The organism is Candidatus Methylomirabilis limnetica, assembly GCF_003044035.1.
Classification (GTDB): Bacteria; Methylomirabilota; Methylomirabilia; order Methylomirabilales; family Methylomirabilaceae; genus Methylomirabilis; species Methylomirabilis limnetica.
In genome coordinates, this window is record NZ_NVQC01000022.1 from 230749 (window position 1) to 253566 (window position 22818).

Consider the following 22818-nt stretch of genomic DNA (forward strand, 5'->3'; position numbering starts at 1 on the left):
CGGGGCTTTGCCCTTCGCCATGACAACAACATAGCGGGTTACGAAAGCGAGGTGGGACCATGGGGAGGACGCTGCCGACGTATAACATGCTGATCCTGCAAGAACTCGACAAGGACGAGTGGAAGCGATTTCGGCGGGCGCTGCGTAGGGACGACCAGGAGTTGTTCGATGAGCTGTTCATCGCGCCGAAGATCCAGATGCAGGCCGGCGCCTATGCCAGCAACGCGAAGCCGTTCGAGACGATGCTGATCTGCATGCTGATCGAACTGAAACAGGAACTCAGGATTCTGGAGCAGCGAGTTGCGCACACAGAAGGGCTGGCTATTTGATCTCTATCCGTCCAGGGACGGGATGGTGCTTTGGCTCAAGACCGAGCAGGAATGCCTCCGCCTGGTTGACACGTACTGGGCGTCGTTTTACCTTGCCGGCCCAGACGCGGCGCTCAAGGCGTGCGTGTCCTACATGCTCCGGCAGCGCCTGCCGATCACGACGGAGTGGACAGAGCGCCGGGAGTTGTTGTCGAATCGTTTCATCCCCGTGCTCAAGGTCAGCACGTCGAGACTCGACAGGTTCTCCGCCTTTGTCCAGTTGGCCTATCGGTTCAACCCGGAGCTCACCTTCTACAACTGCGATATCCTGCTACCGCAGCGCTATCTCTACGAGACGGGGTTGTTCCCTCTGGCCCAGTGTGAACTGACTTACGATGAGAGCCTACGACTCAAAGAGATCCAGCTCTTGGATTCGCCGTGGGCTGTCAACTACCCCATCCCGCCGCTTCGCTTCCTGCAACTGCGGATGGAGCATGAGGCCAACCCGAGCCACGCCCGGACCACCCGGTTAATCGCGTCAGTCGATGACCGCGAGTTCGTCTTCGAGGCGGAAGGGGCAGAGCTTCTGAGGAGTCTGAACAGCCTACTCCAGAAGTACGACCCCGATGTTATCCTCTCGCGATACGGCGATTCGTACATCCTTCCCAGACTCCGGAGGATGGCGGATACGTGTGGCATCCCGCTTGACTTCAACAGGGACGGCGCGGCAGGGATGACCAGCAAGCAGGCCAGGAGCTTCTTCACCTACGGCAGGATCGTCTATCAGGCGGGTGCTCAGATCTTGCATGGCCGCTGGCACCTGGATATCGCGAACTCGTTTGTTGTCAAGGAGACGGGTCTGGACGGCCTGATGGAGCTGGCCCGGGTCACGAAGCTACCGGTACAGCGTTGCGCGAGGACCTCTCCAGGTACGGGCGTCTCATCAATGCAGCTTGACGTGGCGTTCCAGGATGGCTATTTGATCCCCTGGCGCAAGCGAATGCCGGAGGATTTCAAGACCGGGAGCGAGCTGCTGCTCACAGACAAGGGGGGCTTGGTCTTTCAGCCGCAGATTGGGTTGTACGAGCAGGTCTGCGAGCTCGACTTCAGCTCAATGTTTCCCAGCATCATGGTCAAGTATAACATCTCGCAGGAAACTCTGCGGTGCGCCTGCTGTCCGGAGAACAGGGTCCCGGAGATCGGCCACCACATCTGCACGAAGCGGCGGGGGCTGGTGCCTCGGACGCTCGAGCCGGTGCTCACGCGGCGGCGCGCCTACAAGCTGCTGATGCGGCAGGCAGTCACGGCGGACGAGCGCGAGCTGTACAACAAGCGACAGTCTGCTCTCAAGTGGCTTGGCCTGGTCTCATTCGGGTATCAGGGATACCGGAACGCGCGCTTCGGACGGCTTGAAGGGCACGAGGCGGTCACCGCCTATGCGCGGGAGACGCTGCTGGCTGCCAAGGAGATCGCTGAGGCACAAGGCTACTCGCTCATCCATGCGATTGTCGATTCGATGTGGCTGAAGAAGGCGGGCGCGACACGGGAGGATTATGAGCGGCTGGCGGCAGACATCTCGCGGCAGACCGGGCTTTCTATGGCCATTGAAGGGGTGTACCATTGGATCGCATTCCTGCCGTCACGGGTATCCCCGAAGGCACCGGTCCCCAACCGCTATTTCGGCTGTTTCGTAGACGGCACACTCAAGGTGCGGGGCCTGGAGGTCAGGCGCTCAGACACGCCGGGGTTTGTGCGGAGCGCCCAGGCTGCGATGCTTAAGACGCTCTCGCAGGCCAGAACCTACGACGAATGCACAGCGCGGGTCCCTGAACTACTCGACGAGCTGAGGGTACGCGTTGATGCACTACGAAGCGGCGGGGTACCGCTTGCGGAGTTGGCCATCTCCAGACACCTGTCTCTAGTACCTGTGGCGTACAAGACCGACACGATCCTCTCGGAGGCGGCCAAGGACCTTGCGAGTCGAGGGGTTCATCTCTCTGCAGGTGAGACGATCCAGCTTGTGATCGTGGACTCTAAAGCCAACGATCACGTCTCGAAAGCAAAAGCGTACGGTTTTTACGACGGCAGCCTGGGATACGATGTCGAGAAGTACACGGAACTCACGCTGAAGGCCGCAGAGTCGGTACTGTGGTTTTTAGGCTACGACTATGCCCGGTTGAAGGCGCTGATATCGGGAGAGCGCAACGACTGTTAACGAGTGGCTGAGGGGCAAGGATTCGAACCTCGATAAGCAGATCCAGAGTTGTCTGACCCTCCTGTGACGGCATAAGCATCCCTGTATTTTCAATCAGTTAGACATCGGAGTGCTGGACGCTCCCCACCTATTGTACCTCATTACCCATGAGTTCCACATCAGAGGTGGAATGCAGGCGGAATGACTGAGGTGCTAATGTGCAAACTCCAGACTATCGCCGGTGTGACCACCGACATAATTCAAGCGTAGTTATATGCGAAGGGCGATGGTGGTTGGTGATCGCGCCTGAAGGAGCCGGAGAATGAACATCGTGAATGGCGTACTACGGTGGAGCGTCCTGATCCTTGTTAGCGTGCTGGCGGTAACAGTGCCGCTGACGGAGGCGTGTGCTGGCAGCCGTGGGGGTGGTGGTCGGGGAGGTGGCAGCCATGGCGGTGGTCATGGCGGTGCCAGCCATCATTGGGGTGGTCACCATGGTGGCCGGCATGGTCACGGAGGGTTCAGCAGTGGCGTCGTCGTCGAATTTGGTGGGTGGTGGAACCCGTGGGGGTATGGAGGGTACGCGCCGTACGGGTGGGGAGCGCCCAGATACTACGGCTACCCTGAGCACCCCTATGGTGGGTACGCTCCATCGTACGCCTACCCTCCCGCTGTGCCACCGTATGCGTACGACTACGACGCTGCGGCGGGCGGTGCGTCGCTCCAGATCGAGGTGACGCCTGGAGAGACGGAGATCCTGGTGGATGGCACCCGGGTGGGGATGGCCAAGGAGTTTCAGGGACCGGTCATCGTCCCGGTGGCGGCTGGATCCCACACCCTGGAGTTCAGGGTGGGCGGGCTGACGATCATCGAGGACATCGTGGCCTCGCCGCGGACGACGGTGCTCATCAAACGAGATATGGGAACGACCGTGGTACCACAGCAGTAGCCGCTCCCGTCAGAGACGACCGTCTCGATATAGGGATAGACACTATTCATTGAAATCCTTTCTTGGTCTTCCCCTCTGCTACGCGTGTATTACTCGTCCAGTTTCCTGCGCCCCAGATGAACCCATCCCTTCGTAGTGGCCGCCCTGTCATCGTGTACCTCCGAATCGCTGTCGTTCCGAAAGGCCGACTGGTGATCATTCCCTCGTTGTCTCACATGATACGGGTGGCCGGATGTAACGGTTCGAGCAATCCGTGGCATGCACGATCATGACCGCGAACACCGCGAATCGTCACGATAAATAGTGTCTGTCCCTATTTACCTCTTTACTAGCCGCTGCGTCGGGCGGCGCTCTATCTCGCCATGTGCGGCGCATGCCAAGCTACTTGCGCTGCTGAGGCCCCGCCCTGCCGATGACAGAGACCTGCGTCCCCTAGCGCGGGGCAGGATGTGTGGCGGTAATTCGATTCACCTTGATCTTCGCAGCGTGTCGTTCTGCCTGAGCAAGGTCATACTCCATCTGTAGACCGAGCCACACCTCGGGGCTGCTGCCGAAGGCCTTAGAAAGTCGGATCGCCATCTCCGGAGAGATCCCGGCCTTCTCGTTCACCAGGTTGTTGAGGGCCTGCCGCGTCACACCAAGGCGTTTCGCTACGTCTGTAACAGTCACTCCGAGCGACTCGATACACTCTTGGCGGACAATCCTTCCGGGGTGGGGGGGATTCTTCATACGCATGCCGTATTCTCCTTTTTCCCTACTAGTGGTAGTCGATCAGATCTACATCATATACGTCGCCTTCCTCAAAGCGGAAGATGACTCGCCAGTTTGCCCGGACAGTCACGCTCCAGAAGCCTGTGAGGTCACCCTTGAGCCGGTGCAGTCTAAAACCTGGCAGGTTCATTTCTTCAGACCTTCTGGCGCGGTTCAACATGAACAGGATGTTTTCGAGTTTCTCGAGTAGATCCGGGGAGACGCCCCTGACATCACCCTGTTGAAACAGCCGTCTCAACCCCTTATGCCCGAACCGTTGAATCATGGCTCAGCGTAGCATGATTAGTGACAAGTGTCCATTGTCGTGACGAGACCCCATCTCACCGTGACCCACATCCCCTTATGATCGCTGGAGCCGCCGCCTGAGGTTACCCGCACCTGGAAGTCGAAGTATAGTGATATAGGGACAGACACTATTTATTGAAAACCTTTCTTGGCCTTCCACTCTGCAGCACGTGTATTACTCATCCAGTTTCCTGCGCACATCCCAGATGACCCCGTCTCTTCCAGTGGCCGTTCTGTCATCGTGTGCCTTTGAATCGCTGTCGTTCCTAAAGACCGCCTGACGATAATTCCCTCGTTGCCTCACATGATACGGGTGGCCGGATGCATACTGTTCGAGTAATCCGTGGCATGCACGATCATGACTGCGAACACCACAAATTGTCACGATAATAGTGTCTGTCCCTATTTTTCCTATTTTTCGTGCTGGGCGCTGACTGGGGTGACCTGAGGACTCCCAGGAACGGGACGAGGGGCATGGGAGGACGAGGGAGGAGTACTTGTCTCGGATTGGGTGATTCGGGTCCCAAGAGGCCGCTGAGCGGGTGAGCCCGCGTACAGAGACGTGCTCCTCGTGGGCCATGCTGGTCACGGGGTCTTCAAACCGTCGTGATCGGTTCACAATGGGATTATGGCAAAGGCTATCTCTGTTTTTGGGCACATCCTGCAACGAGACAATCGGCCGGTTTCACTATTTGTTAGAAGCGTGAAGGAATTGCTCAACCGTTAATCCCGCCTTGGAGATAAGACTGCGGAGGGTCCCGCGTGCAACTTCTGGGTGGTTAGGGATGGAGAGAGTGACGCTGTGGCCTGGTTTCGTCATGATAATGTGACTTCCCTTTTGTCGAACTACTTGCCAACCTAGCGTTTGGAAGATTTGCGCTGCTTCAGATGGGCGAAGAATAGGGGCGGACGGCATTACACGGCGACTTCAACTTGACGCGTCGTGACAGTCAACGGCATGCCCATTTCAGCCCGAACTTCCAGACATTGCCTGATTGCATCCTGAATGTTGGCCTGAGCTTCCTCCTCCGTCTTGCCTTGACTGACGCAGCCGGGAATGGCCGGACATTCCGCGACGTATATTCCGTCTTCGTCGCGTGTGATGACTATTGTGAATTTCATGTTGGCTCCTCCTTCTTGGAGTATCCGCCGATAACAGAAGAATTGCAACTGTCCAGAAAAGATAGGTCTATCTCCGGGTTTCGCAACAGAGAGAATGTGATTTGAGGTCCTGTTCATAGGAGTCCGGTGGCCTTTTCAAGGTATCCGGAATTTGCCCAGGATATCAACGCCCCCGATCGTCAGGGATATCGGGACGGACGCTATTTATTGAAATCCTTTCTTGATCTTCCCCTCTGCACCACGTGTATGACTCGTCCAGTTTCCTGCTTCCCAGATAAACCCATCTCTTCGCAGTGGTCGCTCTGTCATCGTGTGCCTTCGAATCGCTGTCGTGCCGAAAGACCGCCTGATGATCATTCCCTCGTTGCGTCACATGATACGGGCGGCCGGGTACAACTGTTCGGGTAATCCGTGGCATGCACGATCATGACTGCGAACACCACGAATTGTTGCAATAATAGTGTCTGTCCCTATTTTTGATCGAGCAGTGGAAGGGGCTGCCGGTCGGCCCACTCTCTCAGAACATCCTTGCATATCCCACCCTCGCCGAAGCGAACCGCCGGACGGCTGATCAGTATTACCGCGAGAAGCTCTTCGGACGCCCGCTCAAGAAGTGGCTCCGGTTCTTCACGCGCCCGGCCTAAGAAAGTGCTCTCTGTCCCTTCCGTTGTATCTATGGCTCCCCACCGCAAGTTCTCTGCTAGGCCTATCGATAAGGGGTACCTACCGCGTTGGCAAGCCGCTTCATTTTTTACTTGACACTATTAACTTTGTTTGAGTAGCATTGCTAAACAAAGTAAACTACTTCAAGGTGGCATGAAAACCGGGAAGCGACTTGTCCTATCCATAGCTATTTAATTTAAGGAGATTCACTACCATGAGTGGAGGGCATCTACTGAATACAAAGGAGGCGGCGAAGTTTCTTGGGGTGAGCGAAGCCTCCGTGCGACGCTGGACTGATGCGGGGACCTTGCCCTGCCAAAGGATCGGAGGTCGAAGAGAGCGGCGGTTTACGAAGGGCCATCTCCTCCTCTTCCTAAAGGAAGGGGAGCGCCCAACAGTGACATTCCCCGTGCGGCGAGACCTCGTGATGATTGAAGGGATGGACGTGCGGGTGGGAAGCCACTTCTGCAACCTTTACAGTAACGATGAAGGGAGAGCTAGGCTTGCTATCCCCTTTCTCAAGGATGGCCTCGAATCTGACCAGACCTGCTTTCTTTTGGCCACACTTGGAGCGCAGCGAGAGATGCTGCGGGAGCTGGAAAGAGAAGGGGTGGATGTGAAGGAGGCTATGGAACGCCATCAGCTGATCGTGGCCTCTGGGTTTCCTGGAGCAAAGCAGGCACTGGCCTACTTTGAGAAGGCATTTAATGAAGCCCTGAAATCAAGGCCCGGCCATGTCCGGCTGGTAGGGGATATGACGTGGGGCTTACAGAGCATGCCGTCCGTAAAGGAGTTGATGGACTTCGAGATGCGACTTAACCTCTTTGCGAAGCGGTTCCCCATGGTGGCGATCTGCCAATACGATGTGAGAAGGTTCAATGGAGTTGCCATTCTTCATGTCCTCAAATGTCACCCGGATGTGTTTGGGTATCACTTTGGGAGGTTTCTGAACTAAGGAGGAAAAAGAAGGAGGAGCGCCGAAATAAAACAGATGTGTTAGGTCGGATAGATGTGGTGGGGTTGGCCACCCCGGCAACCCTGACTCCCTGGTCAGGGCCACGCACCGAGCAGTGAGGGGCTGCAAGGGGAATCCTTTTGGCCCCTTCCTGTTTGGTGAGGCATCAGGATCACCAAGGCCAGCCAATAAAAACCAGGGGTGGGAGGAGGTGAAGAGGTAGATGGTCCACAAAATGGGGTCTTGACACCAGAAGGACAAGATCCTGCGGCAACCCTCTCGGTTGGAAATGCGGGGAAATGACTGGCAGCGAACAACGCACAATCACCAAGAACGGATCGTATCCAGAAACAATCGAAAGGGGCGAAACGAGTAGGTGCATGCGCTATCGACTTAACCACTCAAAGGGAGGAGAGAAAGAAATGGAAAGCAGGAGCTTCTATACGCAGCTCAGCCACGCCCCCGTGCGTGCCGCTGGAAATGATGTGGATCTCTCAATCTACCGAAAGGCCGGCGAGCCCACCTATGGAAAGTTTCAATACAAGGCTCCCGCTGAGGGTCTTGTTCAGGTTAACGGGTCCCATAGCGAAAAGTTCGAGTGGACAGACAATTTTGAGATTGCCTACACAAAAGTGGGAAGCAAAGGCCCACTCGTGCTCTTCTTACACGGCGTCCCTACGAATCGAGCGCAATGGGAGGACATCCAGAGGCATGTTGGCAGATTCTGTGAAACCATCGCCATTGACATGCTCGGCATGGGTGAGAGCACCCAACCTCGTCAGTACGGTAAGAAAAAGGACAAGGGGGACAACGACCGGTGGTACTGGAAACACGATGCCGACTACATCGAAAAGCTCATGCAGCATGAGTATCCTGGTCGGAAGTTTATCTTTGTCGCTGATGACTGGGGAAGTGGTATCGCCTCACATCATGCCGCCAAACATAATGATCGCTTGGATGCCCTCGTTCAACTGGATCCCATTGCTTTTGATGGATATCCAGTAAACGAGATCCAAGCGATTGGCCGCGCCTCCATGATCCCTAACACACCTGAGGGGGACGCAAGGTTTGCCGCCGCATTCGGTGCGTTTGATCAGACTCTTGCGCTGATCTACAAGACTTTGGTTCACGACCCGGCTGTGTTCAATCAATACAAACTGAGACGCCTCACATTCCCATATGTTGATGTTGATTATGAGAGGAACGGTACTGGAGATGGAGTAACCGATGTTGCGAAATCCACTACCCTTAGACTGAAGATGCACAACATCCGGGTGCTAGCCGATCGTGCAGCGATCCTCAGTCCTGCACTGCTCTTACCCTATGACGCGAAAAGGAACCCGGAGGGTGTCAAATACGAGGACATTACTGTACCAACGCTCATCATGTGGGGAGAGTACGACAATATAATGCCTGCAGCACAAACCCAACGATTTGCGAACGTCCTCGGTACTGACAATGTTCATATAACCTACGTACCTCGTGCAGGTCACTTTGCCGGAATCGATCAACCAAGGTTCGTTGCGGACACCATCGTCAACTTTATCCGCCGCGTCAAGGGCCGCAAGGCCTTGGCTGATATCAATCTTGGTAACGAGGGTATCTGGAAGGGGGATGAGCGCCTCCTAATCGAGGAGCTCCGAGCGATTTATGGAATTGAGGTTGAACCCCACTAAAAAACCCATCGGAGCGAATAATAGATCCACGCTATTCGCAGGGTGTCTCCGAGGGGAGCCTGAATCTGGTAATGGTCCAACAGCAAGAACGGCTCCTCACGCAGATCGACGCGGCGATCCGGCGACACAAGGCGGGGACCTATGGGCGCTACGTCGGGCGTGGCGAGGAGATCCCCCTCGCCCGGCGTTGTGCTCCGCACCAGGAGGAGTATGAGGGGCGGCCGCCTGGCTAGTAGCCGAAGATCCAGTACCATGAAAAAGGAATATTAAGTGTTTGATTTTCATGGTATACTCCGCACATGATCAAACGGCCGCTCACCCTCTCACGGATCCTGCGCGCCTTGTCGCGAAGCCGCGCAGGGATATAGGGACAGACACTATTTATTGAAATCCTTTCTTGGTCTTCCCCTCTGCTACACGTGTATTACTTTTCCAGTTTCCTGCGCACCTCCCAGATGACCCCATCCCTTGCCAGTGGTCGCTCTATCATCGTGTACCTCCGAATCGCTGTCGTTCCGAAAGATCGCCTGGTGATCATTCCCTCGTTGCCTCACATGATACGGGTGGCCGGGTGCTACGATTCGAGCAAGCCGTGGTATGCACGATCATGCCTACGAACACCACGAATCGTCACGATAATAGTGTCTGTCCCTATTTTACTATTTTCCTATTTTCCTGCCCGTCGCCCAGCGCTGCGATCATACTCCTCAGTAAGGCGCTACCGATACCATGAAAAAGGAATATGGCGTATTCGATTTTCATGGTGCGGCAACTGCTTCCCCGGCCCGCTCCGGGGCAATCCGGTGAAAGGACAGGTTAAAGCTACACGCTTGAAATAGCCCGCAGCGTCAGACGCTGCCCCTTTTTCGTTGACGCTGTGGGCGGTTGCAATTACGATGAATGTGAAATGTGTGTGGTTGGTTGTACCGGCTATAACAAGATCATATGTCTCGATCATGACGATGCCACTGACCGATAGGGTGAAGCGATGGGTATGAACATCGTCCAGAAGATCTTCGAGGCCCACCGGGTGGCCGGGGAGCTGGTTCCAGGGAAAGAGGTTGCGATCCGGATCGATCAGACCCTGACCCAGGACGCGACCGGAACGATGGCCTATCTGCAGTTTGAGGCGATGGGCATCCCGCGGGTCAGGACGAAGCTGTCGGTCAGCTACGTGGACCACAACATGCTGCAGACCGGTTTCGAGAACGCCGACGATCATCGGTTCCTGCAGAGCATCGCGGCCAAGTACGGCATCTACTTCTCGCGTCCGGGGAATGGGATCTGTCATCAGGTCCACCTGGAGCGGTTCAGCGCGCCGGGACAGACCCTGCTGGGCTCCGATAGTCACACCCCGACCTGCGGCGGCGTCGGGATGATCGCCATCGGGGCAGGCGGCCTGGATGTTGCCGTGGCCATGGGGGGAGGACCACTCTATCTCCCGATGCCAAAGGTCCTGCTGGTCCGACTCAACGGCCGGCTGGGCCCCTGGGTCGCGGCCAAGGACATCATCCTGGAGGTCTTGCGGCGGCTTACCGTGAAAGGCGGCGTGGGGAAGATCCTGGAGTACGGCGGGGAGGGGGTACAGGACCTGACCGTGCCGGAGCGGGCCACGATTACGAATATGGGGGCTGAGCTGGGCGCGACGACTTCCATCTTCCCCAGTGACGAGCAGACCCGTCGCTATCTCGCGGCGCAGGGACGTGGGAGCAGTTGGGTCCCCATGGCGCCCGACCCCGATGCCACCTACGACGAGGTGCTGGAGATCGATCTGGACCGACTTGAGCCGATGGTAGCGCGGCCCTCGAGTCCGGACAACGTCTGCCCGATATCCGAGGTCGAGGGAACCAAAATTTCTCAGGTCTGCGTCGGAAGCTGCACGAACTCCTCCTTCCGGGATCTGATGACGGTCGCGACAATGCTGAAGGGAAAGACCGTCCACCCGGACATCAGCTTCACGGTTACGCCAGGCTCCAAGCAGGTCTATACCATGATCGCCGCCAATGGCGCGCTGGCCGATCTTATCGCAGCGGGCGGACGGATCCTGGAATCCGCCTGTGGCCCGTGCATCGGCATGGGTCAGGCGCCGGCCAGCGGAACGGCGTCGCTCAGAAGCTTTAATCGGAACTTCGAGGGGAGGAGCGGCGCACCCAACGACAAGGTCTATCTGTCCAGCCCGGAGGTCTGTGCGGCCTCCGCCCTGGCCGGAGAGATTGTTCACCCGAAGCGTGTCGGCCAACCCGTTTCGATCAGTCTACCGGAGCAATTCGCCCTTGACGACAACCTGATCGTCCCCCCCTCACCGTACCCGGAACAGGTCGAGATCGTTCGTGGCCCGAATATCAAGCCGGTCCCGATTCGGGGCGAGATCCCCTCCACCATCGAGGGCGAGGTCCTCCTGAAGATGGGCGATAACATCACCACCGACCATATCCTTCCGGCAGGCTCCAAGATCCTGCCGCTGCGCAGCAATATCCCGGCCATCTCGGAGTACGCCTTCAGCCGGGTCGATCCGGAGTTCGCCAAGCGCGCAAAGGAGAAGGGCGGCGGCTTCGTGGTCGGAGGCAGCAACTATGGCCAAGGCTCCAGCCGTGAGCACGCGGCGCTGGCGCCGATGTACTTGGGGCTGAGGGGGGCCATCGTCACGTCGTTCGCCCGCATCCATCGCGCCAACCTGATCAATTTCGGGATCCTGCCGTTGATCTTTGTGGATAGGCAGGATTATAATGCCATCAGCCAGGGGGATCACCTACGGATCGAGCGAGTGGCCGAGCAGATCCGAGGGGGACAGCAGGTCGTTGTGAGCAATGTCACCAAAGAGACGGAGTTCGTGGCCAGGCATGATCTCACCCCTCGGGAGGTGGATATCGTCCTGGCCGGTGGGATGCTGAACTATACCATCAAGGCTACGGCCTAGGGGGTGCGTATGGAAACTCTGCTGTGGCAGATCGGAGGGGTCGTGCTTGTTGGAGTTCTCGCGTACCTGATCGTCTTCCGCAAGCGAGGGTCTGGCTGAAAGCACTAGAAGACCCGCGGCGCGGGTCTCAGATCTCAATCGACATCCCGTCTTCACATCCTCTGGCCTGCACAAGGCCAGGGGATTTTTATTGACACACGCTGTCGTGCTGACTACAATTCGCTGGCTGAAATCCTCCCATCGGGAGCTCCGCGGTCGTCCTCATCGTTCAGGTCACCTGGGATCCCATTCACCGTCAATGAACTACCCCGCAGCAAGCCGCGGGGTATCGTCTTCTGTTCTGGCCCGTCATTCCGTGCTTGACACGGAATCCAGTCGGGCCCTCTGGATACCGGCTTCCGCCGGTATGACGAACTCGCGGCAAGCCGCGGGGAATGAACTACCGGTGGATTCAATCTGGAGGCGTGTATGTTTGCAAGAAAAGTATGCGTGAAGCTCCTTCCGGGTAGCTCGGTGGCGTATTCCCGGACGATGCAGAGTGCAATCATCCCCATCCTCAGGGAACAAGAAGGGTTTTGCGACGAGATTTCCATCGTCTCAGGGGAGCGCAGCGAGGCAGTAGCCATCAGCCTGTGGGACAGGGCTGATAGCGCGGAGACGTATCATCGCGAAACCTATCCTCGGGTGCTGCAGGCGCTCGAAGGGGTAATTGACGGGGAGCCGCAGGTGCATACCTTTGCGGTTTCCAACTCGACCATCCACAAGATTCCGAATCTGCCTCGGTAGGCGTTCAGACAGAAAACAGTACCCCTTGGTTCGACTCCTTCTTCTCTGGGGTGTAAATCTCCTTGACGGCATCCTTGATCGCGGGAAACGCCGTGACGAACTCTGCCCGTACCGTGGCGACGGCCGGCAATCCGATTTGATGTGCCATCATCAGGGCGTTCGCCGGGGCCTGGCCGCGGACGTGGTTGTTGAAGAAGATAAACACCTTACTCTCTCCAGCCGCTGTAATCTCCCGAACCTTCTCTGCGAACGGCTTCAGCTCCTCTTCTGAGTAGAGGTAATCGTACCGCTCCTCGGCTGTCTCATGCGCCCTCCACTTCTCGCGGTTCCTGCCGTGGAAACGCAGGTAAAGCAACCGTTGCGGCTCCAACTCCTGCTTGATCGTGCCCGGAAGTTCCGGCATGTCGATACAGGCCCAGCCGGCACCAGAGGCGGCCAGTAGCGTCTTGGTGTCGCTGGCGCGCTCACCCCAGGAGGCATGGCGCAGCTCGACTGCGACGGGATAGTCCTTGAACTGCCGCAGGAGAGTCGAGAGGGTGGCCTGGTGCTGAGGCGTGCTCGTAAACCACTCGGAGAACTGAATCAGCAGACACGCGAGCTTACTTTCCTCGGCAATCGGGTTGATGCCTCGCTTGAAACTATCGTAATCCTGCTGCGTGATCTCAGGCTCGGCGCCCGTCGCCTTCTGGAACATCCCAGGATGCGTGAACTTCTGCCAGGCCTTGATGGCGAATGCAAAATCCTTCGGCGTGGCCGCAACCCAAGCCCTCGCGGTTTGTGGATCGAGCAGCCGGTAGAAGGTGGAGTTTACCTCCACCGCATTGAAGGCCCGGCTGTAGAGCTCCAACTCGTTCTTCGGCTTCGTCGGATAGAAGATCCCGTTCCAGCTCCCCTCCCCTCTTGGATACGACCAACCCGAGGTGCCGATCCGTACCGGCTCGCCAATTGCCCTCATCGTTTCCTCAGGATGGGCGCTGGAAACCATGCATGCTCGGTCTGATGCCGCCCTTCAGCCACAAGCGGTAACGGGTGTCGGCTGCAAGGATGCGTTACACGCCAAGTAGTCGGAGATCCAGTCGCCCGTCTTGCAAGCCTGGACACCAGAAAAAGGAGCCAGATATCGGATGGGTGAATGTGAACAATGCGTCTACTGTCCCGTCCTCATATCTCGTCAAATCACGACCCGCTCCAGATAGGTGAAGGCAACGATGACGTATTCCATGCGAAACGCGGGCGTCAGCGCGCAGGTCATGCGCCTGGCCCGATGCGGCAGCTCACCCCTATCATCCCCCCTCAACCAACACCATAACGCAAACGGCGTGGAAGGTCCGTCACACCCGGCGCCGGCATAGCTCGGAAAAGTGCGAAGGCCGGGTACGGTTGCCCCAAGTGCACGCACGAGCGATTGACCGGGCCCGACAACAGTCTGTCGGCCGTCAGCCATGTCACGGAGCGCCCGTAGATTCCTCCGGGCGTCGCCATGGTCAGTCAGAGAGAAGATGAGATACCGAGCGACCGGAGGGGTAGATTCCAGGATTCCAGATTGCGCATTATTCATAGCAGATCCAGCACGTGATGTTCAGTTACCCCTACGCGTGCGGATCGCTTCCAGCGGCACGCCCGTCCTGATCGGGGCCGGAGAGAGCGATTGAGCGACGCTCCCATAGGAACAGGCCAAAGGCGATCAGCCCCAGGAGAACCAACGAGGCGTAGCCGTAGTCGCGGGAGGAAAAGAGGATCAGGTCGTCGAATCGGCCGATGAGTAGCGACATTCTGGCCATCACCGTATAGCCGAACCCTGCGCCGAAGTTAATCATCAGAAAATAGATTCCGATCCTCGCCGCGACCTTGATCGGTCCTTTATGCTCGATAGAGAAAAAGAAGTAGACCAGGACTGTGACGACGCCGACAAGGATCAGAAGCGCGTTGAATTGTGCCATCCCGAGAAGGGGCTGTCCGGCGTTCCCGAGCAGCGGCTTCAGGGTCCCTTGGACCTGCTGAAGGATGTTGGAGGAGATGATGCGGGGGATGGCAACGCCGGAACCGAAACCCACGATTACGGCAAACGAGATCCGGCTCAGCCAGCTTACTTTCGGGATGAAACGAGTCAGGATCAAGAGGCCCAGAAGGGCCGCAATCAGGAACCACCATTTCCCTTCCTGGGTGACTGGGATATAGAGGCTTTTGACCATAACGTCGTAGTAGATTCGGACGATCGTGTACCCCATCGAGATTCCAACGTAGAGGTGCTCTCCGAATCGGAAGAAGGGGTTGTCCTTGTACAGGAAGCTGAACATGAAGAGGGTGAGACCAGCGGCCACCCAGGCGCCGATGAGGACAGAAGTGGCCATCAGCGATGAGCCTCCTGCGACGAGCCCGGTCGGATCGTCGTGTAGCGCGTCAGAAAGTAAAAGATATTGCAGAGCAGAATGAGGCCAATGATGACAAAATGCGTGGCTGATTGCGCATCCATTCCGGCCACCGCCTTCCCCTTCATCCCGATCAATGTCTCGTACTCGGCCGCCCCGCGCAACCCGCCGATTAAGCCGTTGATCTGCCCGGTATCGAGGAAGGGATAGAGGCCGGGAGCGATCACGGCCGTTACCCCACCACCCAACTCGAAGCCGTACTTCTCTTTACCATAGACGTACCAGCTTTCAACGCCTGGGGTACCTGCCGCCAGACTGATCACATAGTTGACCTGCCTGAGCGAGTTGACCCCCTGTAGGACGGGAAGGTCCGCGGTCCGCTGGCCGTAGTGGTCGGTCGGAAAGGCCGCAGCCAGGTCCTGGCCCATGCTGATAATGACGTTGGACCCGCCAGGCGAGTAGCCCAGGAAGGTGTAGTCCAGTCCCCGCTGTTTCCCATGCTCACTCGCCACACCACTTACCACCTTTTCGGCCATTCCGGTCCCGGTGACCAAGAGGGTCATACCGATCACTCGCAGGTCCCGCTTGAAGGCATGGTTGAGCAACCCCACGGCCATCGGATAGAGTTCCGGTTTCGAGGCCGGATCGAAGTCAAATGACAGCAGAAACACCGATCCGGCTGGAAGCGACTCGATGTAATCGTAGACCTTCCTCACCTCAGGCGAGATTCGGACCGGCAAGCCGATCGGACGGAGGAGCGGGATCAACGTGGCAAGCGCGATCAGGACAAAAATCACCCGGCGGTCCAGGCGCAGCAGCTTGACGGCCAGCTCCCTCAATCTCGGCCTCCCAGGTATGATCGCTCGATCCCCAAAGAGGGCGCGGCAAGCAGCGCCCCTACGTTTTCCCTCAATCTCGGCCTCCCAGGTATGATCGTTCGATCCCGAAGATGATCTTAATCGAGGTCGCGATACCACCGAGGCTGATCCCGATGATAATCCCCCGACGGGCGGCAGTGTTCAGAACGTTCAGGATCCAGCCGGCCAGCGGCCCTGCATCGGGGATCAGATACTCACCCAACGGCACCCTACCGAACATCACGATGAGCGCGGCCACCAGCAACACTGCGGCCTCTTTGCTCCTGGCCCGAAAGGCGCGGAACGCGGCAGAGGCAACGAAGAATCCGAGTATGGAAAACATCGTCCCCTGCAGCGCAAGCAAGGCATAGGTATAGATCCAGCCGAACCCCGTCCCCTCCTCCTGCCCACTTGACCACAACCCAACCGCTACCGTAGCCAGCATCGAGAGATAGACCACCATACTGTACCCCCAGCCGGCAGCCCGTATCCGGATCTTCGCGTAATGGACGTGGCAAAGGCTGGCGATCCCCAGGATCATGGCAAATCCAAGGATAATCCGAAGCCAGACCGAGACCTCGGTGAGCGCCGCTTCTGAGAGGGGGTGGGGGATATAATACTGGAGGGCTGCCGCCACACCGAACAGGAAGGTCAGAAGAAGCGGGAAGGTCCGCCGAAGGAACAGTGTCATCGAATCATCCTATCTCGTACCCTGCACTTCGCACCCCATACCACCCCCCCAAGTCCCCCCTTTGATAAAGGGGGGTGCGGGGGGATTTTACGCCTCGCACTGAGGGCAGCCACAAGGGCTGCCCCTACTATTTGAAATCCCGGAATAGTTGCAGCAGTGGTACGAACGCCTGGGTTCCGGTAAGCCCACCAATAGTCGCCAGGATGGTCCCGATCACGATAGAGAGCAGTAGAAACGCCTTACCCAAATCCTGGCCCCGCAAGGTCCCGACCAGCACCGGCTCGCGCGAGAGATACGCACTCGCGGCGTAGAGCTCCTCGCCGATCAGGGTGTAATCGCAGGTCGTGATGAAGAATGGTAGCTGCAGGTCGGCGTCGGTCCCAGCAATCTGGATCGCGCCGGTCCCGGCGCCGGTCTCCGCCAGGAGTAGCGCTTCAGCGTAGTAAAAGCCCATGAAGAAGTTAGCTGCCGGTCGCTCCCGCAGTATAATCCCATTCACCGCGGCGGCGTAGCTGAACTGATCTGACGTGATGAAAAAGTTCGAATCATCACGATAGGCATCAGGTCGTCCAGCCTCCAGGTATGACTCCTTGACGATCTCCTGACAGATAGCCATGACGATTGGATCTCGGTGCGGCACCTTGAGCTCCGTATCGTACGCCGCCGCCTTTTTCGCGACCTGTCCAAGAATTACCGTAGCCGCAATAGTCGAAAGACTTGACATGTCGTCAGAGCCAGTGAGGTAGAGGATCGGCCGCCCCATCTCGGTCGCCCGGCCAATCGCCTCCTCCACCGCATCCAACCCCGGAATCCGGCGCAGGAAGATGGTAGGGCGTCGCTTGGCCTGAGCAATAGCGATCAGGACAAGGGCAGAGAAGAGGAGCACTAACAGAAGGTTGTTGGCCTTTGCCGAGTTGAAATAATTTGGTACCGGGACTGCTGATCGAACCGGCCCTTCGATCGTCTGCATCCCGCCTGTCCCCGACCTCGATCGGGGATCGGTCACCGCCACCTTGAAGAAATAGGGTCGGCCACTCTCGATGCGGAGATCCTGCGTCGATTTCACCTGGTAAAAGTGATACGCCTTATTTCGGTCCCAGCTCCACCAGGGGCGATCAACATCGCTCTTGTGGTGAGTGTTGGCGGGAAACTCTACTAACCGCTTAAAGGGTCCTTGCGCCTGATCAGCTACATAGACCTGATAGCGAAGCATCGGCCCATCGAAGGGGGCCGATCGCCATGAAAGCCCAATGCTGCCTCCACCGTCGCCAGGCATGTCGAAGACCTCGAACTCTTCTGGAGGGGAGAGGGGTGAGGCGAGGGTAGAGGGTGTAGGGTATAGGGTGAAGAGAAGAAGAGTGAGGAGTGCGGCAAGAGCGCGTCCCGGGACCCGGTTTCGGGTTTCGGGTTTAGGGTTTCGGGTGTTAAATTTGGAACTTGGGACTTGAAACTCAAAACTCGAAACTCGAAACTCGAAACTGAACGTCATCACGCCTCCAGCAGTTCCACGTTGGTTCGAGGGATGATGATTTGCTGCCCATCGTCAAGCTCTGCCTCCAGAACGCGGGCCTTGCTTCCCGTGGGAAGGAGACGAAGGTCGGCCGGAAGAGCGGATACTCTGCAAATTTGGCCGAAATATGGCTCCCGAATAATCCGGATTTGATCACCAATCTTGAGTCCGCTCCCTATGGCCACACTCACACCTGCTTCCGCACCCCCTCCCTCGCCCTCCTTCTTCCGCACCTCCTCCCCAACCCTCCCCCTTACTAAGGGGGAGGAAGGAGGGGGTGGGGGGGTGAGCGGGATAATCACCTCCGGTCGGATGACGCCGGCCCGAATCTGCGTCTCCCCGGAGCAGGATGCGCGCCGGCCAACTTTGGAGCCCAGGAGGTCGAAGGTTCGCCCGGCCATGGCAATTCGACCAAATCCTTCGGTAATGATCAGCGTAAGGCCAACCTGTTCAGTTCCGGTGATGGCGACACCAAGATCCCGCCCGAGGAGCAGTTTCAGGTCGAGGTCGTGGATGCCGCCTACAACGATGGCGGCAACACCAACTTGCTTTGCTCTGGCGAAGCCATCACGACCGATCAGCGAGCCGCCTACGAGGATCGTCCCTCGGTGTGCGTCGGTAATCCGCTCCGGAGTAAGCTCATCGTCTGGACTCCCGACCGCTCTTGCAATCGTCCCCACTGCTTCGCCGCCGATCCCAAAGATCCCCTGTACGAGACTGCACGCCGTCTCCACTGTGGCGCCCTGACCCGGAAAGATCTCAGCGACATGGCCGTCCAGATAGGCTGTAAGAGCCAGGGGCCGTGGCGGCTCTCTCAGGAAAACCTGCCCGGTAACTTCGGAGACAGTCTCGATTGTTCCTGTGATAGGAGCAGGAACCTGGACCTTCAGCCATTTGATGAATGGATGGTTTTCGGCAAGCGGCTCACCAGCTTGAACTGAATCGCCCTCCCGTTTCAACATATAGCGCCGGATCTCCTGCGGGACGATCCCCAGCAGGTTGACCACATTTACTGCGTGGACCTTGCCAGGCAGCTCGGTCTGAGCGATCACCGTGGTAGCGGTGACCGCCTGTCCCTCATGGACAAGCACCTGCCCTGGAATCGGCAGTATTCGCCGCTTCCGAACCACGGTCTGTGGCGCCATGCGCAAGCCTGGTGTGTATGAATGAGCCATCACTTACCCATGTTTCGAGTTTTGAGTTTCGAGTTTGGGGTTCTTAGATCCGAACTCGACACCCGAAACCCGCAACCCGAAACTCCAAACTTCATTTGGGGTACAGGTCGACCGCCTTGGCCCAGGTGCGCAGTTGGGCGACCCGCTCTGACTCTTCCTCTGCCAGGGCGAGCGGCCGCCCTCTAGCATCCAGGATCAGGCCGACCACTCCGCCTTTCGCCTGAAGCTTCACCGCTTTCCCCTTCCCGGCACCCAGATCAAAGCTCTTCGACGGCTCCGCCTGGAGGTCGGCTTCTGCTCCAGGCGGAAGATCGATGCGAAGAATCTCCCCAAAGCGGAGGGTTCCCTGCACGAGCCCTCCGTCTGCAAATCGGATGGTATACGCGAAACAGGGATCGCCGCGCTTCGCCCTTCCCTCGGCGGCCAGGCAGCTCCCCAGAGGAACCAAACAGTCCTTCAGGAAGACCTCAGTGGCCGCTCGCTCATTGACCTCGGATAGCACGCCCAAGTGCGGCATCATAAAGATACTGTCTACCGCGAATTGCGTCAGTCCAAGCGGCTGGTAGGCGTCGATCATCATCATCATCGCCTGGACGCGGTGCGGTGCGTGGGAGAGAATTCCGCCGCTCCCGATGATCAGGTCGATCCTGTACAGGTCAATGAGACTCTTCCCACCCTCTTCCTGCTCGAAGGCATCCGCGATAGTCCGTTCCTGCTGCACGCCCTTCAGGCCAACTGCCAGCGCCTTGTGCTGATCCAAGGCAAGGCGGAGCGCCTCTCGCGCCACTGCTTGCTCCAGGGCCAGGTCTGCCTGTGTCTGAGGAATAGTAGTGGGGCGGATCATCTTATTCTTGATCCGATTCCGCATCTCCTGCTCTGCAAGTGGATCGGCCAGCCATCGCTCGATCTTTTCGATGCCGGCCTCGGCCAGGACATTACTGATGCTGTAGCTCATCCCCAGATTGGCGCTGACTGTCCTGGTGAACTGCCCATCCACCACCGAGAAGACATCCGTTGTGGCGCCACCGATGTCCACACCAAGCAGGTTCAACCCCTGCGCTCTCGCCGCATTCTCCATAATGAGACCGACAGCAGCCGGGGTTGGCATGATCGGCGCCCCTGTCCACCCCATGAGCACCCCATAGCCTGGCGCCTGAGCCATGACGTGCTCGAGGAACAGGTCATGGATCTTGTGACGGGCCGGTGCGAGATTCTCCCGCTCCAGGATGGGTCTGATGTTGTCCGCCATGACGAGGGCCGTCCGATCGCCCAGAATCTCCTGAATCCGGCCACGCGCATCTTTATTCCCGGCAAAGATCACCGGAAGCTTAAAGCTCCCGCCGAGCCGTGGCTTCGGATCGGCTGCCCGGATGTACTCTGCCAGTTCCACAACGTGCGAGACGGTTCCGCCATCAGTCCCGCCTGATAGTAAGATCATATCGGGCCTCAGAACCCGGATTCGCTCGATCTTCTCATGGGCAGCCCTGCCATCATTGCCGGCCAGTACGTCCATGACGATGGCGCCGGCGCCAAGGGCGCACCGTTGGGCGCTCTCGGCGGTCATGGCCATCACCACACCCGCCACCATCATCTGGAGGCCTCCGCCGGCGCTGCTCGTGGAGACATAGATATCGACCCCGCGACCCTCCTCGGCAGGCGTCAGAATCTTCTCCCCATCCAGGATCTTCCGCCCTGACAGCTCCTCTATCTCCTGGATAGCGTTCAGCACCCCGCGGGTCACATCGTCGAACGGCGCCTCGACAGTTGTCGGGGACTCGCCGCGGAAGGTCTGGCGGTACTCTTCCCCTACCTTCTCGATCAGGATCGCCTTGGTGGTCGTGCTCCCACAGTCAGTGGCCAGGATCGCCGTCATCTCACGACTCACGGCGCTGTCCCTCCTCCATGAGTCGAAGTCTGTCTACGAAGAGCGCCGGGGTCTCCTCACGTTCCAGCGCACGCGCGAGCCGTTCGATGTCATCAGGGGAGGCAACCATTCCCATAATCGGTGTCATGGCATGGACCAGTTGGCTTGCAAGGAAACCGAGTGGGATAAGAGACTCCACCAGGAATACGGCAGGAGTCGCGAGGCCACGATCGGCGAGAAGGCGGGCAAAACGATCCAGTAACGCGAGATCTTCCGCCTCGATCTGGCTCTCCTGCCTGCGGAGTGCGAAGGCATGGGCGAAGCCGAGACGTAAGCGGGACCGGAATTCTCGCCCGAAGGCGTTCATGGTTGTGAGTACATCGTTCATAGATAAGAGGTTGCAGTTCGTGGATTATTACGGTCCAGGCACTTCTGCCCTATGAACTCTGAACGATGAACGATGAACGCTTATTATTTGGCGGCTGGAGGGACCTGCCCTGGCGGCGTCTGTCCGGCCGGAGACGTTGGCGGCACCGGCGCACCGGCCTGAGGAGATGCAGAGACTGGGGCGGTCTGCCTGACTCGTTCTTCTGTGATCACTGAGGAACTACCCCTGCGCTCTGACAAAATAGTCAGTATGATGGATGAGACCATAAAGAGAATAGCCGCTACCAGAGTCAGTTTGCTCAAGAAGGTGGCAGCACCGCGCCCACCGAAGACGGTCTGACTAGAGCCGCCGCCAAACGCGGCGCCGATGTCAGCACCTTTGCCGCTCTGTAGGAGCACAACCACAACGAGGACCACTGCAATGAATAGATGTATAGCGGAAAGCGCGATGATCATACGTACCTCCTAAAGGCGTTCGTAGTTCAGGGTTCGTAGTTCAGCGATCTGGAATTTTCTGAAGTGGGCTCTCACAATTCTGACTATGAACTATGAACTCTAAACTGTTAACGCTTCGCGGCTTTTGCGATCGCTGCAAATGAATCGATCTGCAGGCTTGCCCCGCCAACCAGCGCACCGTCGATCTCAGATCGCCCCAGCAACTCCTTGGCATTGTCGGGCTTAACACTTCCTCCGTAGAGGATGCGGACACCCTGAGCGATCTCAGCACCGAACAGCAGGGCGATGGTCTTTCGGATATGAGCATGCATCTCCTCAGCCTGGCTCGGGGTAGCCGTTTTTCCTGTACCAATGGCCCAGACCGGCTCGTACGCGAAGATGAGCCCTTGAACCTGCTCAGACGTGAGGCCTGACAGCGCCCCTTTGAGCTGTGCCTCCACAACGGCGTAGGCGTGTCCCGCCTCTCGTTCGAAGAGGATCTCGCCAACGCAGATGATCGGGGTGAGGTTGCTTGCCAGGGCGGCAAGGCTCTTCCTGTTCACACTCTCATTCGTTTCACCGAAATACTGGCGTCGCTCGGAGTGGCCAACGATGACATAGCGGCACCCGATATCCCAAAGCATCTCGGCCGACACCTCGCCAGTGTAGGCCCCTTCCTTTGCCCAATGCAGGTCCTGCGCGCCCAAGCCGATCTTTGACCCGGCAACGATCTGACCAACAGCAGCAAGTGCCGTGAATGGAGGACAGACCACCACTTGGGTCTCGTCAGGCATCGAAAGCGCCTTCACAACCGCCTCCGCCAATACGATCGCCTCGGACGAGGTCTTGTACATCTTCCAGTTTCCGGCAATGAGTGGTATCCGCATGAGAATCCAGGGTGTAG

General features: G+C 57.9%; 24 protein-coding genes. 9 read left to right on the forward strand and 15 right to left on the reverse strand.

Annotated features, from left to right (window positions below; all coding sequences use genetic code 11):
- Positions 1–59: 59 nt before the first annotated feature.
- The 3 genes from CLG94_RS08495 to CLG94_RS13435 all read left to right on the forward strand — a co-directional run bounded on the left by CLG94_RS08495 (position 60) and on the right by CLG94_RS13435 (position 3451).
- Positions 60–329 carry a DUF8156 family protein gene (locus tag CLG94_RS08495; RefSeq protein ID WP_107562579.1) on the forward strand — a complete coding sequence of 90 codons (270 nt, stop codon included), beginning with the start codon at positions 60–62 and terminating at the stop codon, positions 327–329.
- The gene (locus CLG94_RS08500; RefSeq protein ID WP_133174674.1) at positions 301–2523 is read left to right on the forward strand and encodes a DNA polymerase domain-containing protein; all 2223 of its coding nucleotides are present in this window, start codon (positions 301–303) and stop codon (positions 2521–2523) included. The genes CLG94_RS08495 and CLG94_RS08500 overlap by 29 nt, the downstream gene beginning before the upstream one ends.
- 301 nt (positions 2524–2824) lie before the next feature.
- Positions 2825–3451, forward strand: a complete 627-nt coding sequence (locus CLG94_RS13435) for a sulfur globule family protein (RefSeq protein ID WP_107562583.1) — start codon at positions 2825–2827, stop codon at positions 3449–3451.
- A 432-nt stretch (positions 3452–3883) separates the two neighbouring features.
- Here the strand turns inward: CLG94_RS13435 and CLG94_RS08510 are convergent, their stop codons facing one another.
- The 4 genes from CLG94_RS08510 to CLG94_RS08525 all read right to left on the reverse strand — a co-directional run bounded on the left by CLG94_RS08510 (position 3884) and on the right by CLG94_RS08525 (position 5629).
- Positions 3884–4186: a HigA family addiction module antitoxin gene (locus tag CLG94_RS08510; RefSeq protein WP_107562585.1), complete on the reverse strand. Its 303-nt coding sequence runs from the start codon at positions 4184–4186 to the stop codon at positions 3884–3886.
- 22 nt (positions 4187–4208) lie between these two features.
- Positions 4209–4487: a type II toxin-antitoxin system RelE/ParE family toxin gene (locus CLG94_RS08515; RefSeq protein WP_107562587.1), complete on the reverse strand. Its 279-nt coding sequence runs from the start codon at positions 4485–4487 to the stop codon at positions 4209–4211.
- A gap of 708 nt (positions 4488–5195) precedes the next feature.
- Positions 5196–5423, reverse strand: coding sequence for a type II toxin-antitoxin system HicA family toxin (locus CLG94_RS08520; protein WP_107562589.1), 228 nt, complete (start codon positions 5421–5423; stop codon positions 5196–5198).
- Complete coding sequence (locus tag CLG94_RS08525) at positions 5423–5629, reverse strand: type II toxin-antitoxin system HicB family antitoxin (protein WP_107562591.1); 207 nt, start codon at positions 5627–5629, stop codon at positions 5423–5425. The genes CLG94_RS08520 and CLG94_RS08525 overlap by 1 nt, the downstream gene beginning before the upstream one ends.
- 476 nt (positions 5630–6105) lie before the next feature.
- On the opposite strand from CLG94_RS08525, the gene CLG94_RS13295 reads away from it, so the two are divergent.
- The 6 genes from CLG94_RS13295 (at position 6106) to CLG94_RS08545 (ending at position 12626) form a co-directional block, all read left to right on the forward strand.
- Positions 6106–6273 carry a hypothetical protein gene (locus CLG94_RS13295; protein WP_161954095.1) on the forward strand — a complete coding sequence of 56 codons (168 nt, stop codon included), beginning with the start codon at positions 6106–6108 and terminating at the stop codon, positions 6271–6273.
- Between the two features lie 233 nt (positions 6274–6506).
- Complete coding sequence (locus CLG94_RS08530; RefSeq protein WP_107562593.1) at positions 6507–7247, forward strand: MEDS domain-containing protein; 741 nt, start codon at positions 6507–6509, stop codon at positions 7245–7247.
- A 380-nt stretch (positions 7248–7627) separates the two neighbouring features.
- Positions 7628–8923, forward strand: a complete 1296-nt coding sequence (locus tag CLG94_RS08535) for an alpha/beta fold hydrolase (RefSeq protein WP_161954096.1) — start codon at positions 7628–7630, stop codon at positions 8921–8923.
- 71 nt (positions 8924–8994) lie between these two features.
- Positions 8995–9156, forward strand: a complete 162-nt coding sequence (locus tag CLG94_RS13300; RefSeq protein WP_161954097.1) for a hypothetical protein — start codon at positions 8995–8997, stop codon at positions 9154–9156.
- Positions 9157–9911: 755 nt separating this feature from the next.
- Positions 9912–11840, forward strand: coding sequence for an aconitate hydratase (locus CLG94_RS08540; protein ID WP_107562597.1), 1929 nt, complete (start codon positions 9912–9914; stop codon positions 11838–11840).
- A 468-nt stretch (positions 11841–12308) separates the two neighbouring features.
- The gene (locus CLG94_RS08545; RefSeq protein ID WP_107562599.1) at positions 12309–12626 is read left to right on the forward strand and encodes a hypothetical protein; all 318 of its coding nucleotides are present in this window, start codon (positions 12309–12311) and stop codon (positions 12624–12626) included.
- 4 nt (positions 12627–12630) lie between these two features.
- Here the strand turns inward: CLG94_RS08545 and CLG94_RS08550 are convergent, their stop codons facing one another.
- From CLG94_RS08550 to tpiA, 11 genes are all read right to left on the reverse strand, one after another.
- Complete coding sequence (locus CLG94_RS08550; RefSeq protein WP_161954098.1) at positions 12631–13581, reverse strand: DUF72 domain-containing protein; 951 nt, start codon at positions 13579–13581, stop codon at positions 12631–12633.
- Positions 13582–13797: 216 nt separating this feature from the next.
- Positions 13798–14184 (reverse strand): Dyp-type peroxidase, encoded by a 387-nt coding sequence (locus CLG94_RS08555; RefSeq protein WP_432264761.1) that lies wholly within the window; start codon positions 14182–14184, stop codon positions 13798–13800.
- Between the two features lie 31 nt (positions 14185–14215).
- The gene (locus CLG94_RS08560; protein WP_107562603.1) at positions 14216–14977 is read right to left on the reverse strand and encodes a hypothetical protein; all 762 of its coding nucleotides are present in this window, start codon (positions 14975–14977) and stop codon (positions 14216–14218) included.
- A complete protein-coding gene (locus CLG94_RS08565) occupies positions 14977–15834 on the reverse strand; it encodes a hypothetical protein (RefSeq protein ID WP_107562605.1) in 858 nt (285 codons plus the stop codon). The genes CLG94_RS08560 and CLG94_RS08565 overlap by 1 nt, the downstream gene beginning before the upstream one ends.
- Before the next feature lie 70 nt (positions 15835–15904).
- Entirely contained in the window at positions 15905–16543 is a 639-nt protein-coding gene (locus CLG94_RS08570; protein WP_107562607.1) for a hypothetical protein, read from the reverse strand.
- A 127-nt stretch (positions 16544–16670) separates the two neighbouring features.
- On the reverse strand, positions 16671–18032 hold the full coding sequence (locus tag CLG94_RS08575; protein WP_107562609.1) for a DUF6754 domain-containing protein: 1362 nt from the start codon (positions 18030–18032) through the stop codon (positions 16671–16673).
- A complete protein-coding gene (locus CLG94_RS08580; RefSeq protein ID WP_239993182.1) occupies positions 18032–19198 on the reverse strand; it encodes a hypothetical protein in 1167 nt (388 codons plus the stop codon). The genes CLG94_RS08575 and CLG94_RS08580 overlap by 1 nt, the downstream gene beginning before the upstream one ends.
- A 121-nt stretch (positions 19199–19319) precedes the next feature.
- Positions 19320–21101 carry a glutamate mutase L gene (locus tag CLG94_RS08585; RefSeq protein WP_193450651.1) on the reverse strand — a complete coding sequence of 594 codons (1782 nt, stop codon included), beginning with the start codon at positions 21099–21101 and terminating at the stop codon, positions 19320–19322.
- 1 nt (position 21102) lies between these two features.
- On the reverse strand, positions 21103–21459 hold the full coding sequence (locus CLG94_RS08590; protein ID WP_107562615.1) for a hypothetical protein: 357 nt from the start codon (positions 21457–21459) through the stop codon (positions 21103–21105).
- Positions 21460–21563: 104 nt separating this feature from the next.
- On the reverse strand, positions 21564–21935 hold the full coding sequence (gene secG, locus CLG94_RS08595; protein WP_107562617.1) for a preprotein translocase subunit SecG: 372 nt from the start codon (positions 21933–21935) through the stop codon (positions 21564–21566).
- Between the two features lie 107 nt (positions 21936–22042).
- Positions 22043–22801 carry a triose-phosphate isomerase gene (tpiA, locus tag CLG94_RS08600; protein ID WP_107562619.1) on the reverse strand — a complete coding sequence of 253 codons (759 nt, stop codon included), beginning with the start codon at positions 22799–22801 and terminating at the stop codon, positions 22043–22045.
- Positions 22802–22818 lie beyond the last annotated feature (17 nt).

Bases quoted from the DNA above. Each gene is read 5' to 3' on its own strand.
- CLG94_RS08495 (WP_107562579.1), top strand. From the start codon at position 60: ATGGGGAGGACGCTGCCGACGTATAACATGCTGATCCTGCAAGAACTC.
- CLG94_RS13435 (WP_107562583.1), top strand. From the start codon at position 2,825: ATGAACATCGTGAATGGCGTACTACGGTGGAGCGTCCTGATCCTTGTT.
- CLG94_RS08510 (WP_107562585.1), bottom strand. From the start codon at position 4,186: ATGCGTATGAAGAATCCCCCCCACCCCGGAAGGATTGTCCGCCAAGAG.
- CLG94_RS08515 (WP_107562587.1), bottom strand. From the start codon at position 4,487: ATGATTCAACGGTTCGGGCATAAGGGGTTGAGACGGCTGTTTCAACAG.
- CLG94_RS08520 (WP_107562589.1), bottom strand. From the start codon at position 5,423: ATGCCGTCCGCCCCTATTCTTCGCCCATCTGAAGCAGCGCAAATCTTC.
- CLG94_RS08525 (WP_107562591.1), bottom strand. From the start codon at position 5,629: ATGAAATTCACAATAGTCATCACACGCGACGAAGACGGAATATACGTC.
- CLG94_RS08530 (WP_107562593.1), top strand. From the start codon at position 6,507: ATGAGTGGAGGGCATCTACTGAATACAAAGGAGGCGGCGAAGTTTCTT.
- CLG94_RS08535 (WP_161954096.1), top strand. From the start codon at position 7,628: ATGCGCTATCGACTTAACCACTCAAAGGGAGGAGAGAAAGAAATGGAA.
- CLG94_RS13300 (WP_161954097.1), top strand. From the start codon at position 8,995: ATGGTCCAACAGCAAGAACGGCTCCTCACGCAGATCGACGCGGCGATC.
- CLG94_RS08540 (WP_107562597.1), top strand. From the start codon at position 9,912: ATGGGTATGAACATCGTCCAGAAGATCTTCGAGGCCCACCGGGTGGCC.
- CLG94_RS08545 (WP_107562599.1), top strand. From the start codon at position 12,309: ATGTTTGCAAGAAAAGTATGCGTGAAGCTCCTTCCGGGTAGCTCGGTG.
- CLG94_RS08550 (WP_161954098.1), bottom strand. From the start codon at position 13,581: ATGAGGGCAATTGGCGAGCCGGTACGGATCGGCACCTCGGGTTGGTCG.
- CLG94_RS08555 (WP_432264761.1), bottom strand. From the start codon at position 14,184: ATGAATAATGCGCAATCTGGAATCCTGGAATCTACCCCTCCGGTCGCT.
- CLG94_RS08560 (WP_107562603.1), bottom strand. From the start codon at position 14,977: ATGGCCACTTCTGTCCTCATCGGCGCCTGGGTGGCCGCTGGTCTCACC.
- CLG94_RS08570 (WP_107562607.1), bottom strand. From the start codon at position 16,543: ATGACACTGTTCCTTCGGCGGACCTTCCCGCTTCTTCTGACCTTCCTG.
- CLG94_RS08575 (WP_107562609.1), bottom strand. From the start codon at position 18,032: ATGACGTTCAGTTTCGAGTTTCGAGTTTCGAGTTTTGAGTTTCAAGTC.
- CLG94_RS08580 (WP_239993182.1), bottom strand. From the start codon at position 19,198: ATGGCGCCACAGACCGTGGTTCGGAAGCGGCGAATACTGCCGATTCCA.
- CLG94_RS08585 (WP_193450651.1), bottom strand. From the start codon at position 21,101: ATGACGGCGATCCTGGCCACTGACTGTGGGAGCACGACCACCAAGGCG.
- CLG94_RS08590 (WP_107562615.1), bottom strand. From the start codon at position 21,459: ATGAACGCCTTCGGGCGAGAATTCCGGTCCCGCTTACGTCTCGGCTTC.
- secG (WP_107562617.1), bottom strand. From the start codon at position 21,935: ATGATCATCGCGCTTTCCGCTATACATCTATTCATTGCAGTGGTCCTC.
- tpiA (WP_107562619.1), bottom strand. From the start codon at position 22,801: ATGCGGATACCACTCATTGCCGGAAACTGGAAGATGTACAAGACCTCG.